The following is a 15,080-nucleotide window of genomic DNA, read 5'->3' as shown; positions in this document are numbered from 1 at the left end:
TCAGGCGTTGGCCGCCCACTCGCGCAGCATGTGCTTGGCGATCTGGAGTTGCAGGATCTGCGTCGTGCCTTCGTAGATGCGGTAGATACGCGCATCGCGGAAGAAGCGTTCGGCGTCATATTCGGCGAGATAGCCTGCGCCGCCGTAGATCTGCACCACGCGGTCGACCACGCGGCCGCACATTTCGGAGGCGAAGACCTTGAAGGCGGCGGCCTTGACGAGAATGTTCTCGCCCCGGTCGGCGCGGGCCGTGACGTCCTTCATCATCGCTTCGGCGGCGTAGATCTCGATCTCGCTGTCGGCAAGCATCTGCTGGATCAGCTGGAAATTGGCGATGGGTTCGCCAAAAGCCTTGCGCTCGTTGGCGTAGCGCAGCGCGCTGTCGAGCGCGCGGCGGGCATAGCCGGTTGCCGCCGCGCCCACGGAAATGCGGCCATTGTCGAGGCTCTTCATCGCGAAAACAAAGCCCTTGCCGGTCTCGCCGCCGAGCAGCGCATCCCCCGGCACGTGCACATCATCAAGCATGATGTCCGAGATATGCGATCCCGCCTGCCCCATTTTCTTGTCGGGCGACCCGCGCGAGATGCCCGGCGTGTTCATCGGCACGATGAAGGCGGAAACATGCGCGTTCTTGGGCAGGGCTTCCTTGTTGGTGCGCGCCATGATGAGGGCGACATCGGCGTGCGGCGCGTTGGTGATGTAACGCTTGGTGCCGTTGAGGATCCAGCCATTGCCATCCGGATCGGGGGTGGCCGTGGTGGCGAGGCCCGCAGAATCGCTGCCCGATCCCGGCTCGGTCAGGCCGAAACAGGCAATCCGGCCTTCCGCGATGCGGGGATACCATTCGGCCTTCTGTGCGGGCGTTGCGCCATTCTTCAGCGCGCTCGCAAACATGCCGACATTGATCGAAAAGATCGAACGGTACGCGGGCGCGGCATAGGCCATGATGTTCACGACCCGGGCGTACTGCGTCATGTTGAGCCCCGCGCCGCCGAACTCCTCGGGCACGGAGAGGCCGAACAGCCCCATCTCGCGCATTTCATTCAGGATGTCGTCCGGCACGCGATCTTCGGCGATCACCTGCGCTTCGGCCGGGATCAGCCGCTCGCGGACGTAACGCTTCAGCTGCTCGGCGAATTGTTCAAACGTATCCTCGTCCATTCCGGCGTTCTGCGGAGCGGCAAGGCTGGTAGGGGCATTCATGGTGGCAGGTGTCCTTGAACGAAGGGGGCCAGAGCAGGGCCAGAGCAGGGCCAGAGTGGGGGAGTTGCGCGCCTAATCGCGGGCCGGGGCGGCAGAGGCTGCATCACCGGGTGCATCGCCAAGCTGGGCGCCGGTCGGCAGGGCTTCAGGCGGCAGGCGGCGCTCATCCAGCATCGCTGCTGCTTCATCGAGCGCCTTGGCCTCGCCCGGACTGACCGCGCCGGGCGCGCTCGCCCCGCTCTCTCCGCAGGCTGCCAGAGCGAGCGGGAGGGTGAAGGCAAGCGCGGCGGCGGCTGTCAGGCGCATCGCGGCAGCGCCCGGCTTACTCGGCGGGCGTTTCGGCGGCGGCCGCCGCTTCGGCGGCCACACCGGCCGCAGCATCGGCCGATGCCTCAGCGCTGGCTGCGGCTTGCGCATCGGTCTCAGGCGCGTCGGTGGCGGTGGCCGAGGGATCGGCAACGGGCGTCTCGGTCACCGGTGCCAGCGCCGTATCGGCGGGCATTTCCACAGTATCGGCGCTCGCCTCGGACGAGGCATCATCGGCGCTGCCGCAGGCGGCCAGCGTCAACGCGGCGCCGGCGAGGGCGGCAAGCTTGGCAAGTTTACAGATCACAGTGGTCTCTCCTCAGACAGGTTTTGGCCCCAGCGCAAAGCAGGGGCGTGGTTGCGGCAGGGTGTAGCCAAGCCTTGCCCCTGCCGCCAAGCGGCAAATGGTGCTTTAACTATTGTCGGCTACGATTGCGGCATGACCCGCACGCCTGCTCTCGCGCTTTTGGCGCTTTCCGCCGCCTGTGCACTGCCCGCCGCCGTGCTTCTGGCCCAGCCAGCCTCCGGTGCGTTCACCGTGGCCGAGACCGGGCGCAGCTATGCCTCGCTTCAGGCGGCTGTCGATGCTGTCGGCAATGCGCGCGCGACCATCCGCATCGCGCCCGGCACCTACCGCCAATGCGCGGTGCAGGAAGAGGGCGTGATCATCTACGAAGCCGCCGAACCGGGCACTGTCACGCTGGCGGGCCGCGCCTGCGAGGGCAAGGCCGCGCTGGTGCTGCGGGGCACGGGAGCGGAGATTCGCGGCCTGACCTTCAGCAACATCAATGTCGAGGACGGCAACGGTGCGGGCATCCGGCTTGAAGCGGGCGCATTGAATGTCGCCTATGCCCGCTTTGAAAACAGCCAGCAGGGCATCCTGACCGCCGCCGATCCGTCGATTCGGGTTTACGTGACCCGGTCAACCTTCACCGGACTTGGCACCTGCGAGAACGACGCGGGCTGCGCGCATTCGCTGTACATCGGCGATATCGGCTCGCTCACCGTGCGCGAAAGCCGGTTTGAGCGCGGCACCGGCGGCCACTACCTCAAGGCGCGCGCGGCCGAGGTGGTGATTGAAGGTAACAGCTTTGATGACGCGGGCGGACGCACCACCAATTACATGATCGATCTGCCCGCCGGCAGCGTAGGCCGGATCGCCGACAACTGGTTTGTGCAGGGGCGCGACAAGGAAAACTATTCAGCCTTTATCGCGCTGGGCGCCGAAGACCTGCTGCACCCCTCGGACGGCTTGCGGATCGAGAACAACGAGGCGCGCTTCGTGCCCGGATTGAGCCGTCAAAGCGCGTTTCTGGCCGACTGGACGGGCGAGAAAATCCTGATGCAGGGCAACAAGCTGGCCGCCGGTATCAAGCAATACGAAGCGCGCTAAGGGCGCGCCAGGGCCGCATCACAGCAGCAGGTGCCCCGACCGATCCCGCTTGGTCGCCAGATAGCGGGCGTTGTGGGGGTTTTCGGGCAGCTGGTGCGGCACCCGCTCGCTGACTGTGATTCCCGCCGCTTCGAGCGCGGTAACCTTGGCCGGGTTGTTGGTGAGCAGGCGGATCGTGCCTGCCCCCAGCAGTTCCAGCATCCGCGCCGCCACCGGGAAATCGCGCGCCTCGTCAGGCAGGCCAAGCCGCTGGTTCGCCTCGACCGTGTCGAAGCCCTGATCCTGCAAGCGATAGGCGCGCAGCTTGTTCACCAGCCCGATCCCGCGCCCTTCCTGCCGCATGTAGAGCAGCACGCCCCACCCGCCGCTGTCCGCCGCCTCATGCGCCATCGCATGCAGCGCGGCGTCAAGCTGGGGGCCGCAATCGCATTTGAGACTGCCGAGGATGTCGCCGGTGAGGCATTCGGAATGCAGGCGCACCAGCGGCTGCCGGTCGCCGCTCTGCTTGCCGATGATGAGCGCGACGTGTTCACGCAGGTCGGCGGCGGAGCGGAAGGCGACGATTTCGGCGTCCTCGCAGGCGGAAACCGGCAGGCGCGCGCGGGTGATGATGCGCAGCGCGCCCGTAGCGGAATAGGCCGCAAGGTCGGACACCGCGACAGGCACAGTCTCTCCCGCGTCCACCGGATCGACCAGAAACGCGGGCAGGATCCCCGCAATCCGCGCCAGTTCCAGCGCCGCGCGGGCGGATTCCTCCCAATCCAGCGTCACCGCCTTGAATGGGCCTTTCAGCGGGTTACCGAGATCGAGCGCCGGATCGGCAATCGGCAGGGCATCGCGCATGGTGAAATCCTCACCGCCTGCGATCAGGACAGGGGCGTGCGGCACAGCGGCATCACGCTGGTTGGCGAGTTTGAGTGTCGCGGCGCGCGCGGCGGAGATCAGCATCCGCGGCCCGCTGGCACCTTGGGCGATGGCGGTTTCGACCGGCAGCAGGGTCGGTCCGCCTTCAAACGCGAGCGGCCAGCCGTGGCGCAGCGCGTCGACCGCCTGCGCCGCGCGGCGGGATGGGGAGGGCATCTCGCTCAGAGGTCGAACTCCGTGATCAGCGGTACGTGATCGGACGGCTGCGTCCAGCTGCGTGCGTCTTCCAGCACCCGGTGGCTGCGCGATTGCTGCGCCACCGCGGGCGAGGCCCACATATGATCCAGCCGCCGCCCCTTGTCATTCTCCTGCCAGCCGGGATTGCGGTAGCTCCACCATGAATAATAGCGCTGCGGCGCGGGGACATGCTGGCGGCCCAGATCGACCCAGCCGTGGGCGTCCTGAAACCGGCCCAGCGTCTCGACCTCGATCGGCGTATGGCTGACCACTTTCAGCAGCTGCTTGTGGCTCCACACATCGCTTTCCAGCGGGGCGATGTTGAAATCGCCGACGATCAGCGTGGGCCGGTCGAGCGTGTCGGCCCAGCGCGTCATCCGCCCGAGAAAGTCGAGCTTCTGGCCGAATTTGGGGTTGAGATCCCGGTCGGGCACATCGCCGCCCGCCGGGATATAGACGTTCTCGATCAGCAGATCGCGGCCCACCACTTCGACCCCGATATGCCGCGCCTCGCCATTGTCCTGCCAGTCGTGGCGGGTGACTTCGCGGATCGGCACGCGGCTGATGGTGGCGACGCCATGATAGCCCTTCTGCCCGCTCACCGCCTGATGGGTGTAGCCGAGGTTCGCCAGGGCTTCGGCCGGGAACAGGTGGCTTTCGCACTTGATCTCCTGCAAGCACAGGATGTCGGGCGCGGCCTCGGTCAGCAGTTTTTCGATGAGGCCCACGCGCAGGCGCGCGGAGTTGATGTTCCAGGTGGCGACAGAGAGCTTTGGGGTGGGCATGGGGGCGGACTTAGGCATCCCTGCACCAACATTCCAGCTTTCACTTTATTGTCGCACGCGGGCACGATAGGCGGTGGCGACCTTCCCGGAGACACCCATGACCCGCACCTTCCTCGCCGCCCTTCTGCTGAGCACTGCCGCATTCCCGGCGATTGCCGAAGACGCCCCGGCCCAGCCCCGCGCGAAGAACGTCATCCTGTTTATCGGCGACGGCATGGGCATTTCCACCATCACCGCCGCGCGCATCTACGAAGCGCAAAAGCGCGGGGAGACGGGGGAGGAGAACAGCCTCAGCTTTGAACGCTTTCCCAATGTGGCGCTGGTCAAGACTTACAACACCAACGCGCAGGTGCCCGATTCGGCGGGCACGGCGACCGCGATGCATTCGGGCGTGAAGACCCGCATCGGGGTGCTGGGGATCGGGCCGGACGCGGAAAAGGGCGTGTGCCGCGATGCGCTTGCCAATCCGCTCCCGTTGCTGGGTGAGGAAGTGAAACAGCGCGGCCTCGCGCTCGGCATCGTCACCACCACCCGCCTCACCCACGCCACCCCCGCCAGTGTCTATTCCCGCAGCGCCGATCGCGATTGGGAGGCGGACACCAACATCCCCGCCGATCAGCAGGGGCAGGGGTGCAAGGACATCGCGCTGCAACTGGCCGAGGCGCGCTTCGATGTGGCGCTGGGCGGCGGCACGGCGGTGTTTTACGGCAAGGACAAGGAGCGTGCGGGCCGCCGCATCGACCCGGGCGCCGATCTGCCGGGCCAATGGGCGGCACGCAGCGGCGGCACCGTGGTGAAGACCACGGCCGAACTGACCGCCGCGCTGATGGACAAGCCGGTGCTCGGCCTGTTCAATCCCGGACACCTGACTTTCATGGCGGATCGCAAACCCGATTCGCCCGAACCCACCCTCACTGACATGACAGCCCAGGCGATTGCGCGGCTGACCGCCGATCCCGATGGCTATTACCTGATGGTTGAAGGCGGGCGGATCGATCACGCGCACCACGCCGGGCAGGCCGGCTATGCGCTGGAGGAGGCCGTCGAATTTGCCCGTGCGGTGCAATATGCCGTCGACAATACGGATCCCAATGAGACCCTGATCATGGTGACCGCCGATCACAGCCACGTCTTCACCATTGCGGGCTATCCCCAGCGCGGGAATGACATTCTGGGGCTGGTGGTGCCGCCCAAAGGCAATGGCGAGGATGGCGGGGATGGCACATCGCCCCTGCTGGCGGCGGACGGCAAGCCCTATACCACGCTGGGCTATGCCAACGGCCCGGGCGGGCTGCTGGTCAAGGATCATGACGATAGTGACGCGCCGCATGAACATGGCCGCCCGATGCCCGAAACCGGGATCAAGGCGCGCCAGCAGGCGCTGGTGCCTTTGGGTGCCGAAACCCACGGCGGGGAAGATGTCGCCCTGTTCGCCGCCGGCCCCGGCGCCGACCGGGCGCGCGGCGTGATCGAGCAGAACGTGATCTACGCCATCATCCGCAAGGCGCTGGGCTGGGAGTAAGATCAAGACCGACGCCGGCCCGGTGGTTTAGGCATCGCCGAAAAGGGGTTCGATCGAGAACCGGAGCGGAGCGCACGTCATGTGCGTGAGCACCGGAAGCGCAGGGCGGAGCGCTTTGCAGGCCTGCATAAACCGCCGGGACAACAAAAAACCCTCGACCCGGGGGCGGTGGGTCGAGGGTTCCATGGAGCGTTCGTCACGCTTGTACAAGACAGGCCCGTTTGAAGGGTGGGCAACAGGGGGGAAACCGCCCTTCAGCCCGTCTTGTTGAGAATGATTAGCCGTTTGAGCCTTTCATTCCGATGAACACCGCAGAAATCTTGTCGTTTCTATACAACCGTTCGTCGAGACCCGAGCTATCCGGGGCGACGAGCCGAGCGGCGCGGATCGTTGAAAGTGAAGGTGCTGTCGGCCACGGCAACACCATAGCGCTGGTTTGCCAAGGCCACGCGGGTGCGATTGTTCTGGGCATCCAGCGCGACCCAATGGGTAAGCTGCAAGCCGCCGGGGGCTGCGGCGTTCTTGACGAAAATCAGCGTGATCATCCCGAATTCGGGCTTTTTGGGATCGCGCACCTCGACGCTGACGACATCGGGATTGCCGGTCGGCACGACCTTGCCGTAGCGCTTCACATCGCGGTCGGGATCGAACAGCGCGCCCAGCGGCGAATTGCCGATCGGCCAGCGTTCGACCTGCTTGACCTCGTAATCGACCACATACAGCGACTTGCCGTTGGAGATGACGAGGAAATCGGCATCCTTGCCATAATCGAAGCGGATTTTTCCGGGGCGCTTCAGCGTCATCACGCCGCGCAGCGTGGTGCCCTGCCGGTCGGTCTGGGTGAAGTCGGCCTTCATGGTGGAAATGCCGCGCAGGGCAGCCACCACCTTGTCGAGGTCGCCGGTGGCCTGCGCAGGCGATTGCGCCGCGGCGGGCGCGGTCAGGATGGCAGGGCCAGTCACGGCCAGGCCAAGCGCCAATGCACTGGCCCCAAGGCCAAGTGCAAGGCTGCGAAAACGAAAAATAGCTGTTGTCATGCCGTGGCGGTTAGGACCGCAGGCTTGAACTGTCGATGAATTATCGCGCCGCCTGCCCGTCATGTCAGGCGCGGCGCGATGAAGCCGATCTTACTTGATCTTGGCTTCCTTGAATTCGACATGCTTGCGCGCAACCGGATCGTACTTGCGGAAGCTCATCTTCTCGGTGATGTTGCGCGGGTTCTTCTTGGTCACGTAGAAGAAGCCGGTGCCCTCGCTCGAAACGAGGCGGATCTTGACGGTGGTGGGCTTCGCCATGGCGGTTTCCTGTCAACTGGGTCGGCCCGGCGCATGTTCACACAGGGCTAGAAAAGCAAATAGCGGCGCGCCCGGAAGGCCCGGCACACCGCCACACGGGCGCGCCATTCGCCGATTCACGGGGAAAAGTCAAGGCGGGGTTCGGGGCAGGGTTCAGGGCAGGATTGGGAGGCGGCTACCAGTCGGAACTGCTGGGCTTGCCGCGATTGGCCTTGACCGTGCCGCGCACCTTCTTGACCTTCAGCCGCGCGGTCTTGCCCACGCGGTTCAGCCGGGTCTTGGCGCGGCGCTTGGGCTGGGTCTGGGCCTCCTCCAGCAACGCGGCCAGCTTCACGCGGGCATCGGCGCGGTTGGCCTCCTGCGTGCGGTGCGCCTTGGAAGTGATGATGAGATCGCCGTTGCCCGCCAGCTTCGCCCCGGCCAGCGCCCGCAGCCGCGCAAACACCGGCGGGCTAAGCCGCAGGACGTAGATATTCACCCGCAGCTCGACCTCGGTGGCGACCTTGTTGGCGTTTTGCCCGCCGGGGCCGGAGCCTGCCAGAAAGCTCTCGCTCGCCAGGCGGATCGCGCGGGCGCTTAGCGGTTCGGGCGCATCGTGGTGGTCGGGGTCATCCATCGGCCGCCCCGGCCTCTGCCGCCCCAAGTGCGATGAAGTCAGCCGGCAAGGGCGCGCGCGCTTCGATGGCGGTCTTGCCGGGGCGCGTCACTGTCAGGCTTTCGGCATGGAGCATCGTGCGCTTGGCCCCCGGCGCATTGCCCGCACCATAGACCGGATCGCCCAGCAGAGCCGCGCCAAGGCCGGCCAGCGCGTGCACCCGCAACTGGTGCGTGCGGCCCGTTTCAGGGCGGAAGCGGATCAGGCTGTGCGGGCCAAGTTCGCCCACCAATTCCCAGTGCGACACGGCCGGCTTGCCCTTTCTGGCCGGGATCATCCGCCACCCTTTTTCCGCCGAGCTGATCTTCGACAAGGCCAGTTCGATTGTGCCTTCCGTCCCCGGCGGGCGGCCCGCCAGAACCGCCAGATAGGTCTTGCCCACCAGCCGGTCTTCAAAGGATTTGTTGAACCGGGCCAGCGCCTTGGGATTGCGGGCGAGCAGCAGGCAGCCGCTTGTATCGGTATCAAGCCGGTGCACCGCAACCGGCGCCCGCTGGAAGCCCAGCTTCAGCCGGTGCAGGTGATCTTCAAGGCAGATCCCGCCCTTGCGCGGACGGTCAACCGCCATGCCCGAAGGCTTGTCAATGACGAGCGCTTCGCCGTCTTCGTAAAGAATTGTGATGTCAGTCATGCGCCCCGATAGCGGCTTGCCGCGCGCTTGTCGAAGCCTGACCGTTGCGGGCGCGCGTCAAATCAGCTTTGCGCGCATCAGCCCGCGCAGCCCATTGCCGATCCAGAAGCCGTCAGCCATGTCGTCCAGCGTCACCTCCGCCTCGCGCGCGCGGCCTTCCGCGATCAGGTGCGCGCGCAGCACGCCGGGCAGCAGGCCAAGGGGCGCGGGCGGGGTCAGCAACACGCCATCGGGGCCACCCACAAACACGCTGGTCCAGCTGCCCTCGGTCACCAACCCGTCGCTGCGCACCAGCACCGCCTCGTCCGCGCCGAGGCTGCGGGCGGCCGCCAACGCGTCCTCGTAAAATCCGCGATCCGAGGTCTTGTGCGCCAGCCGCCAATCGGACGGATCGAGCGGATGGGGGAGGGCTGCCACCCTGACCGGCTCGGCCACCAGCGCAGGCAGCGGCCCGGTTTCCAGCGCGCTGGCGCCTGATCGCGCCACCATCAGGCGCACCTTGGCGGGCGCTTCCAGCTCAAAACAAAGGGCCTGGATCTGGTTGCGCACGGCATGGCGATCAAACGCGAAACCCAGCGTCGCCGCGCTCGCTTTCAGCCGCGCAAGGTGGAGTTCTAGCAGCGCGATGCCGCTGTCAGGCTCAAACCGCATCGTCTCGATCAGATCGCATTGCGGTGCAGGGGAACCGGGCGCCGCGCGGCGCAGGAAGCCCGCCTTGACCTCGCACTCGCGCCGTTCCGACAAGGCATCACTATCCGCCACCACCGCCGAGCCGATACCCAGCACCGCGCTGCCCTGCCCGTTTTCGATGGGGGTCAGGCGCAGGGTGCGGATGGCCACGTTAAAAGCGGCGTCAGCGTTTCCTGCGGCATCGGGGGCATCGATCCGCCCGATCGCGCCGCAATAGGCCCCGCGCGCATCGCGCTCGGCTTCGATCAGCAATTCCATCGCCCTGATCTTGGGCGCGCCGGTGATCGACCCGCAGGGGAACAGCGCCCGCACCAGATCCATCGCGCCCTTGCCGGGGCTGAGCCGCGCGCGCACGGTCGACACCATCTGGTGAACCGTCGGATAGGATTCGACCGCAAAGGGCGCTTCGACACGGACGCTGCCGGCCTCGGCCACGCGGGCCAGATCATTGCGCATCAGGTCGACGATCATCAGGTTTTCGGCCCGGTCCTTCGCCGAGGTGGCGAGGTCTTCCACCGCCGCGCGATCCGCCGCCGGATCGGGGCTGCGAGGACGCGTGCCCTTCATCGGCTTGACCTTGGCCTCCGCCCCGTGGAGCGCCACGAACAGTTCGGGCGAAAAGCTCAAAAGCCAGTGCGCGCCGTCGCAGATCAGCCCGCCGTAACCGGCCGCAGAGGCACTGCGCAGCGCGGCATAAAGCCCCACCGGATCGCCGCGATAGGATCCCGCCAGCGGGTAGGTGAGGTTGGCCTGATAGATGTCTCCGGCGTTGATCGCCTCGCTCATCCGCGCGAAGGCCGCAGCATAGCCGCCGGGGGATAGCTGCGGCTCCATCGGACCAAGCGTGCCGGGCCCTGCTGCGCGGTTGGCGAGCCAATCGGGCACATCGGCCGCAGCAATGCGCCGGGGCGCACCAAACAGGCCGAGCCACACCAGCGGCCCCGCCGCGCCCGAACGGGCGGCGGCCAATCCGGCCAGCCGTGGCTCCAAGGCCAGCCCTGCCTCGTAAGCAATATAGCCCGCCAGCGCCCCGCCGGACGCTTGCCGCGCGGCCTCTGCGGCGGCGAGCACGGCGGCAACCTCATCCGGCCGGTGCGCCGCAAACAGCTGGCGCGGGCTTTCATAGAGCAAGGCATCGGGCGCATCTTGGCCGGCGCGGGCATCATCGAGCAAAACAAATGGCGTAAGCGAACCCATAGTCTCCAGCCTTAGCCAAATGTGCGCCGCTGTCGAGAACTTGACCGCTGCGGGCCGCCCCTGCACATCAGGGGCCAGCACCAAATAACGGGGACGACGAATGGGCGAGCAGGCGGGCGATATCTATCTGGGGCTGGGATCTGATGGATCGCGGCAGGCCTTGGCGCTGAGCCGGTCGAACCGCCACGGCCTGATTGCCGGGGCGACCGGCACGGGCAAAACCGTGACCTTGCAAGGCATCGCCGAGAGCTTTTCCAAGGCGGGCGTTCCGGTGTTTGTGGCCGATGTGAAGGGCGATCTGTCGGGCATCGCCATGCCGGGCTCGTCCACCTTCAAGCATGCCGACAAGCTGGAAAGCCGCGCCAGGGAACTCGGCATCACCGATTACACCTACACCGACAATCCGGTGATTTTCTGGGATCTCTACGGCGAACAGGGCCATCCGATCCGCACCACGGTGTCGGAAATGGGTCCGCTGCTCCTGTCGCGGCTGCTCGACCTCAATGAGACGCAGGAAGGCGTCTTGCAGATCATCTTCCGCTATGCCGACGAAAACGGGTTGCTGCTGCTCGACTTTGCCGACTTGCAGGCGCTGCTGGGCTGGGCGAACGAGAATGCCGCTGAATTATCGGGCAAATACGGCAACGTGACCAAGCCTTCGGTCGGGTCGATCCAACGCCAATTGCTCAGCTTCGAGGCGCAGGGCGCGGACCATTTCTTTGGCGAACCGGCGCTGGAGATCGACGATTTCCTGAAGGTGGACGATCAGGGCCGCGGCTATGTCAATGTGCTGGCCGCGGACAAGCTGATGCGCAGTCCCAAGCTTTACGCCACCTTCCTGCTGTGGCTGCTGGCAGAACTGTTTGAAACCCTTCCCGAAGTTGGCGATCCGGAAAAGCCGAGACTGGTGTTCTTCTTTGACGAGGCGCACCTGTTGTTCGACGATGCGCCCAAGGCGTTGCAGGATACCATCGAACAGGTGGTCCGCCTGATCCGGTCCAAGGGCGTCGGCGTGTTCTTTGTCACGCAGAACCCGATTGATATTCCCGAAGAAGTCGCAGGCCAGCTGGGCAACCGGGTGCAGCATGCCTTGCGTGCCTTTACCCCGCGCGATCAGCGCGCGATCAAGGCGGCGGCGGAGACCTTCCGGATCAATCCCGGGCTCGATGTCGAGACGGCGATTACCGAGCTGAAGACCGGCGAAGCGCTGGTCTCCACGCTCGATCAGGAAGGCGCGCCGACGGTGGTGGAGCGCACGCTGATAAAGCCGCCGCGTTCGCGCCTCGGGCCGGTCAGCCCCAAGGAACGCGCCATTATTCAGTCGATCAGCCCGCTTGAGGGCAAGTACGATACCCGCGTGGACCGGGAAAGCGCTGCCGAAGTCCTCGCCGCCAAGGCCGCCGATGCTGCCGCCACCGCCGCACAGGTCGAGGCGGAAGGCGAGGAAGCCGTGCGCGGTCAGGCCCGCAAGAGCCCGAGCCTGTGGGGCAAGGCGGTCAGCCGCGGGGCGCAGGTCGCCCTTGGCGGCGCGGCCGCGGTGGCGGCGGCCAAGATCACCGGCAAGAAAAGCCGCGCCAATCCGGTCGCCTCGGGCGTAACCTCGGCGGTCGGATCGATTGCGACGGATCTGGCTGGCCCCATTGTCGGACGGTTTGTGCGCAATCTGCTGGGCGGGTTGATGCGCTGACGCCGCCCGATGTTCCCGCAATGTTTCACGTGAAACATTGCGGGGCACCCGGCACCCGGTCACGCTTCGGCGGGCGGCACCATGCAGAAGGCATTGAGCTTGTTGCCATCGGGATCGCGGAAATAGCCCGCATAGAACCCGTCATCGCCGCGCGGGCCGGGGGCGCCTTCATCGCTGCCGCCGTGGGCCATGGCGATATCATAGACCGCGTGGACATCCTCCGGCGATTTCACTTCGAGCGCGACCATCACGCCGTTGCCCACCGTGGCGGGCTGGCCATCGAATGGCACCGTCGCCGCGATACCCGCTGCGCCGCCCCATGCGCCCCAGGCGATGAAGCTGTCGAACTCCATCATCCGTCCCACCCCGAAATGCGCGGCGAGCGCATCATAGAATGCCGCAGCGCGCGGCAGATCATTGGTGCCCAAAGTGACGTAGCCGATCATGTGTGTTCCTCCCACGTATCGCGAATCGATGGTGGAACATTACAGGAACGAAAGGCTCGTAACAAGCCGCGACATGGCAGCGAAACGGCCCGCCAAGGGACGGGCCGCAAGCACGACCGCGCGCCCGAAGGCGCCCGGATCCCGGACTTGATCCGGGGGGAGGAACAGCGCCGAGGACGTGCCCGCGCAAGGCGGGCACGCGAAACAAAGAAGCCAAGCCCCGTGTCAAGCACGGGGCGACGAAGGTGGCTCAGAGCGGCGCGGTTTCGCGCTCCACCCACGCCAGATCCTCGCCGGTCAGCCTTGGGCTGAGCACATCGCGCACTTTCGCGTGATAGGCATCGACCCATGCGATTTCCTCGGCTGTCAGCAGGTCGCGCGCGATCAGCTTGCGATCCAGCGGCACGAAGGTCAGCGTCTCGAACCCGAGATATCTGCCTTCCGCGCCCGCCATCTCGCGTTCCTCGACCAGCACCAGATTTTCGATGCGGATGCCGAAGGCGCCCGGCTTGTAATAGCCCGGCTCGTTCGAAAGGATCATACCGGCGTGCAGTTCCTGCCCCGTGCCCGCCTGCCCGCCGCTGGGCTTCGCGATGCGCTGCGGACCTTCGTGCACCGCGAGCACGCTGCCCACGCCGTGCCCTGTCCCGTGCGCGTAATCGACGCCTGCCTCCCACAGATATTGCCGCGCCAGCACATCAAGCTGCCCGCCGCTGGTGCCTTGCGGAAACACGGCGCGGGCCAGCTGGATATGACCTTTCAGCACGCGCGTGTTGCGGTCGCGCATTTCCGCTGTCGGCGCGGCCGAACCATCGGGCGTTCCGATCCAGACGGTGCGGGTGATATCCGTGGTGCCGCCCGGATATTGCCCGCCCGAATCGACCAGATAGATCGAGCCCGGCGGGATCAGGATATTGCTGTCGTCGTCCACCTTGTAATGCGGCAGCGCGGCATGGCCCGCGGCGGCCGAGATCGTATCGAAACTGAGGTCGGACAGGCCCGGGTCTTCTTCGCGGAAGGCTTGCAACCGCGCAGCGGCGGAGAGTTCGTCGACCTCGCCCTTGGGTGCTTCGATTTCCAGCCAGCGCAGGAACCTGGACACCGCCGCGCCGTCGCGCGCCTGTGCGTCGCGGTGCCCGGCCTGTTCCGCCGGGTTCTTGATCGCTTTGGCGAGGATCGTCGGGTCCTGCTTGAACGCGAAGCTCGCCCCGCCCGCGCGCAAGCCTTGCGCGATGCCGACGACGGCGAAATCGGGATCGAGCGCGACGCTCTTGCCCGCAAAATCCGCGGCCAGCGCGCTTTCAAACGCCGCCCGGTCACGGATTGTCACTGCATTGCCGAGGTGCCGGGTCAGCTCCGGCGTGACCTTTTCGGGCGCGATGAACAGCTCGGCGCTGCCATCCTTATGGGCGATCACATAGGACAGCGCGACAGGGGTATGCGGCACGTCCGCGCCGCGAATGTTGAGCAGCCATGCGACCGAATCGAGCGCCGGGATCACCACCGCATCATGGCCTTCGCGCACCAGCCAATCGGCCACGGCGGCGCGCTTGTCTGCCGATGTGCGGCCCGCCACCGCCTCGTCATGCGGCACGGCCACGGCGGGCGAGGGGGCGGGGCGATCAGGCCACACCGCGTCAATCGGGTTGCTGCCTTCCGGCACCAGCGTGATGCCCTTGGGCTCCAGCCGTTGTTCCAGCGCCTCGACCCAGCCCCAGGTGTGCAGCCAGGGATCATAGGCGATGCGCGCGCCGTTCTCGCACACTTCGGCCAGCCAGCCGGCGAGCGTATCCTTGGGGACCGAGCGGTATTCGAACAGGTCGGCGTCCACCTGCTCGCGCACCTGCACGGTGTAGCGGCCATCGACGAAGATCGCGGCATGGGTCAGGGTGACGCAGGCAAACCCCGCCGAACCGCGAAAGCCCGTCAGCCAGCCCAGCCGCTGGGCATAATCGCCGACATATTCGCTCATATGTTCATCCGAAATGGGGATGACGAACCCGTCCAGCCCGCGCCGCTTCAGTTCCTCGCGCAAGGCGGCAAGGCGGGCTGAGCCGGAGAGTTGGGGGGTCTGCATCAGCATTTCGTCAGTCCTTGGCCAAAGGCGCGAGGCACTTGCCGCGCCCGAATGTCGCATTAGAACCGCCAACATAGGCCCAATGGCGGCCG

General features: G+C 66.2%; 15 protein-coding genes. 3 read left to right on the top strand and 12 right to left on the bottom strand.

The genetic code is table 11. The features are described 5' to 3' along the window. From C0V72_RS06180 to C0V72_RS06170, 3 genes are all read right to left on the bottom strand, one after another. On the bottom strand, positions 1–1,203 hold the full coding sequence (locus tag C0V72_RS06180) for an acyl-CoA dehydrogenase family protein (protein WP_101792345.1): 1,203 nt from the start codon (positions 1,201–1,203) through the stop codon (positions 1–3). Between the two features lie 72 nt (positions 1,204–1,275). Beyond that, complete coding sequence (locus tag C0V72_RS06175) at positions 1,276–1,509, bottom strand: hypothetical protein (RefSeq protein ID WP_101792344.1); 234 nt, start codon at positions 1,507–1,509, stop codon at positions 1,276–1,278. A gap of 16 nt (positions 1,510–1,525) precedes the next feature. Continuing rightward, on the bottom strand, positions 1,526–1,816 hold the full coding sequence (locus C0V72_RS06170; protein ID WP_324761522.1) for a hypothetical protein: 291 nt from the start codon (positions 1,814–1,816) through the stop codon (positions 1,526–1,528). A 132-nt stretch (positions 1,817–1,948) separates the two neighbouring features. On the opposite strand from C0V72_RS06170, the gene C0V72_RS06165 reads away from it, so the two are divergent. Further along, complete coding sequence (locus tag C0V72_RS06165) at positions 1,949–2,902, top strand: right-handed parallel beta-helix repeat-containing protein (protein WP_101792343.1); 954 nt, start codon at positions 1,949–1,951, stop codon at positions 2,900–2,902. Between the two features lie 18 nt (positions 2,903–2,920). On the opposite strand, the gene ribA is transcribed toward C0V72_RS06165, so the two are convergent. Both ribA and C0V72_RS06155 read right to left on the bottom strand, forming a co-directional pair. Next, positions 2,921–3,982, bottom strand: a complete 1,062-nt coding sequence (ribA, locus tag C0V72_RS06160) for a GTP cyclohydrolase II (RefSeq protein ID WP_101792342.1) — start codon at positions 3,980–3,982, stop codon at positions 2,921–2,923. A gap of 5 nt (positions 3,983–3,987) precedes the next feature. Then, the gene (locus C0V72_RS06155; RefSeq protein ID WP_101792341.1) at positions 3,988–4,788 is read right to left on the bottom strand and encodes an exodeoxyribonuclease III; all 801 of its coding nucleotides are present in this window, start codon (positions 4,786–4,788) and stop codon (positions 3,988–3,990) included. 97 nt (positions 4,789–4,885) lie between these two features. On the opposite strand from C0V72_RS06155, the gene C0V72_RS06150 reads away from it, so the two are divergent. Further along, positions 4,886–6,310, top strand: a complete 1,425-nt coding sequence (locus C0V72_RS06150; protein ID WP_101792384.1) for an alkaline phosphatase — start codon at positions 4,886–4,888, stop codon at positions 6,308–6,310. Between the two features lie 356 nt (positions 6,311–6,666). On the opposite strand, the gene C0V72_RS06145 is transcribed toward C0V72_RS06150, so the two are convergent. From C0V72_RS06145 to pabB, 5 genes are all read right to left on the bottom strand, one after another. Beyond that, positions 6,667–7,347: a LolA family protein gene (locus tag C0V72_RS06145; RefSeq protein WP_101792340.1), complete on the bottom strand. Its 681-nt coding sequence runs from the start codon at positions 7,345–7,347 to the stop codon at positions 6,667–6,669. Positions 7,348–7,437: 90 nt separating this feature from the next. Further along, the gene (gene rpmG, locus C0V72_RS06140) at positions 7,438–7,605 is read right to left on the bottom strand and encodes a 50S ribosomal protein L33 (RefSeq protein WP_017664380.1); all 168 of its coding nucleotides are present in this window, start codon (positions 7,603–7,605) and stop codon (positions 7,438–7,440) included. A 175-nt stretch (positions 7,606–7,780) separates the two neighbouring features. Then, a complete protein-coding gene (gene arfB / locus C0V72_RS06135) occupies positions 7,781–8,221 on the bottom strand; it encodes an alternative ribosome rescue aminoacyl-tRNA hydrolase ArfB (protein WP_101792339.1) in 441 nt (146 codons plus the stop codon). Then, on the bottom strand, positions 8,214–8,891 hold the full coding sequence (locus C0V72_RS06130) for an RluA family pseudouridine synthase (protein ID WP_101792338.1): 678 nt from the start codon (positions 8,889–8,891) through the stop codon (positions 8,214–8,216). The genes arfB and C0V72_RS06130 overlap by 8 nt, the downstream gene beginning before the upstream one ends. 57 nt (positions 8,892–8,948) lie before the next feature. Next, the gene (gene pabB / locus C0V72_RS06125; RefSeq protein ID WP_101792337.1) at positions 8,949–10,778 is read right to left on the bottom strand and encodes an aminodeoxychorismate synthase component I; all 1,830 of its coding nucleotides are present in this window, start codon (positions 10,776–10,778) and stop codon (positions 8,949–8,951) included. Between the two features lie 100 nt (positions 10,779–10,878). On the opposite strand from pabB, the gene C0V72_RS06120 reads away from it, so the two are divergent. Continuing rightward, positions 10,879–12,465 carry a helicase HerA-like domain-containing protein gene (locus C0V72_RS06120; protein ID WP_101792336.1) on the top strand — a complete coding sequence of 529 codons (1,587 nt, stop codon included), beginning with the start codon at positions 10,879–10,881 and terminating at the stop codon, positions 12,463–12,465. 59 nt (positions 12,466–12,524) lie between these two features. On the opposite strand, the gene C0V72_RS06115 is transcribed toward C0V72_RS06120, so the two are convergent. Further along, positions 12,525–12,911 (bottom strand): VOC family protein, encoded by a 387-nt coding sequence (locus C0V72_RS06115; RefSeq protein WP_101792335.1) that lies wholly within the window; start codon positions 12,909–12,911, stop codon positions 12,525–12,527. Positions 12,912–13,161: 250 nt separating this feature from the next. Then, positions 13,162–14,994, bottom strand: coding sequence for an aminopeptidase P family protein (locus C0V72_RS06110; protein WP_101792334.1), 1,833 nt, complete (start codon positions 14,992–14,994; stop codon positions 13,162–13,164). Between the last annotated feature and the right edge of the window lie 86 nt (positions 14,995–15,080).

The organism is Porphyrobacter sp. TH134, assembly GCF_002855495.1.
Classification (GTDB): domain Bacteria; phylum Pseudomonadota; class Alphaproteobacteria; order Sphingomonadales; family Sphingomonadaceae; genus Erythrobacter.
Note: the sequence above shows the minus strand (reverse complement) of the source record. Positions and strands in the feature narration are given on the sequence as shown.

Coding starts and splice junctions, on each gene's coding strand:
- C0V72_RS06180 (WP_101792345.1), bottom strand. CDS start 1,203: ATGAATGCCCCTACCAGCCTTGCCGCTCCGCAGAACGCCGGAATGGAC.
- C0V72_RS06175 (WP_101792344.1), bottom strand. CDS start 1,509: ATGCGCCTGACAGCCGCCGCCGCGCTTGCCTTCACCCTCCCGCTCGCT.
- C0V72_RS06165 (WP_101792343.1), top strand. CDS start 1,949: ATGACCCGCACGCCTGCTCTCGCGCTTTTGGCGCTTTCCGCCGCCTGT.
- ribA (WP_101792342.1), bottom strand. CDS start 3,982: ATGCCCTCCCCATCCCGCCGCGCGGCGCAGGCGGTCGACGCGCTGCGC.
- C0V72_RS06155 (WP_101792341.1), bottom strand. CDS start 4,788: ATGCCCACCCCAAAGCTCTCTGTCGCCACCTGGAACATCAACTCCGCG.
- C0V72_RS06150 (WP_101792384.1), top strand. CDS start 4,886: ATGACCCGCACCTTCCTCGCCGCCCTTCTGCTGAGCACTGCCGCATTC.
- C0V72_RS06145 (WP_101792340.1), bottom strand. CDS start 7,347: ATGACAACAGCTATTTTTCGTTTTCGCAGCCTTGCACTTGGCCTTGGG.
- rpmG (WP_017664380.1), bottom strand. CDS start 7,605: ATGGCGAAGCCCACCACCGTCAAGATCCGCCTCGTTTCGAGCGAGGGC.
- arfB (WP_101792339.1), bottom strand. CDS start 8,221: ATGGATGACCCCGACCACCACGATGCGCCCGAACCGCTAAGCGCCCGC.
- C0V72_RS06130 (WP_101792338.1), bottom strand. CDS start 8,891: ATGACTGACATCACAATTCTTTACGAAGACGGCGAAGCGCTCGTCATT.
- pabB (WP_101792337.1), bottom strand. CDS start 10,778: ATGGGTTCGCTTACGCCATTTGTTTTGCTCGATGATGCCCGCGCCGGC.
- C0V72_RS06120 (WP_101792336.1), top strand. CDS start 10,879: ATGGGCGAGCAGGCGGGCGATATCTATCTGGGGCTGGGATCTGATGGA.
- C0V72_RS06115 (WP_101792335.1), bottom strand. CDS start 12,911: ATGATCGGCTACGTCACTTTGGGCACCAATGATCTGCCGCGCGCTGCG.
- C0V72_RS06110 (WP_101792334.1), bottom strand. CDS start 14,994: ATGCTGATGCAGACCCCCCAACTCTCCGGCTCAGCCCGCCTTGCCGCC.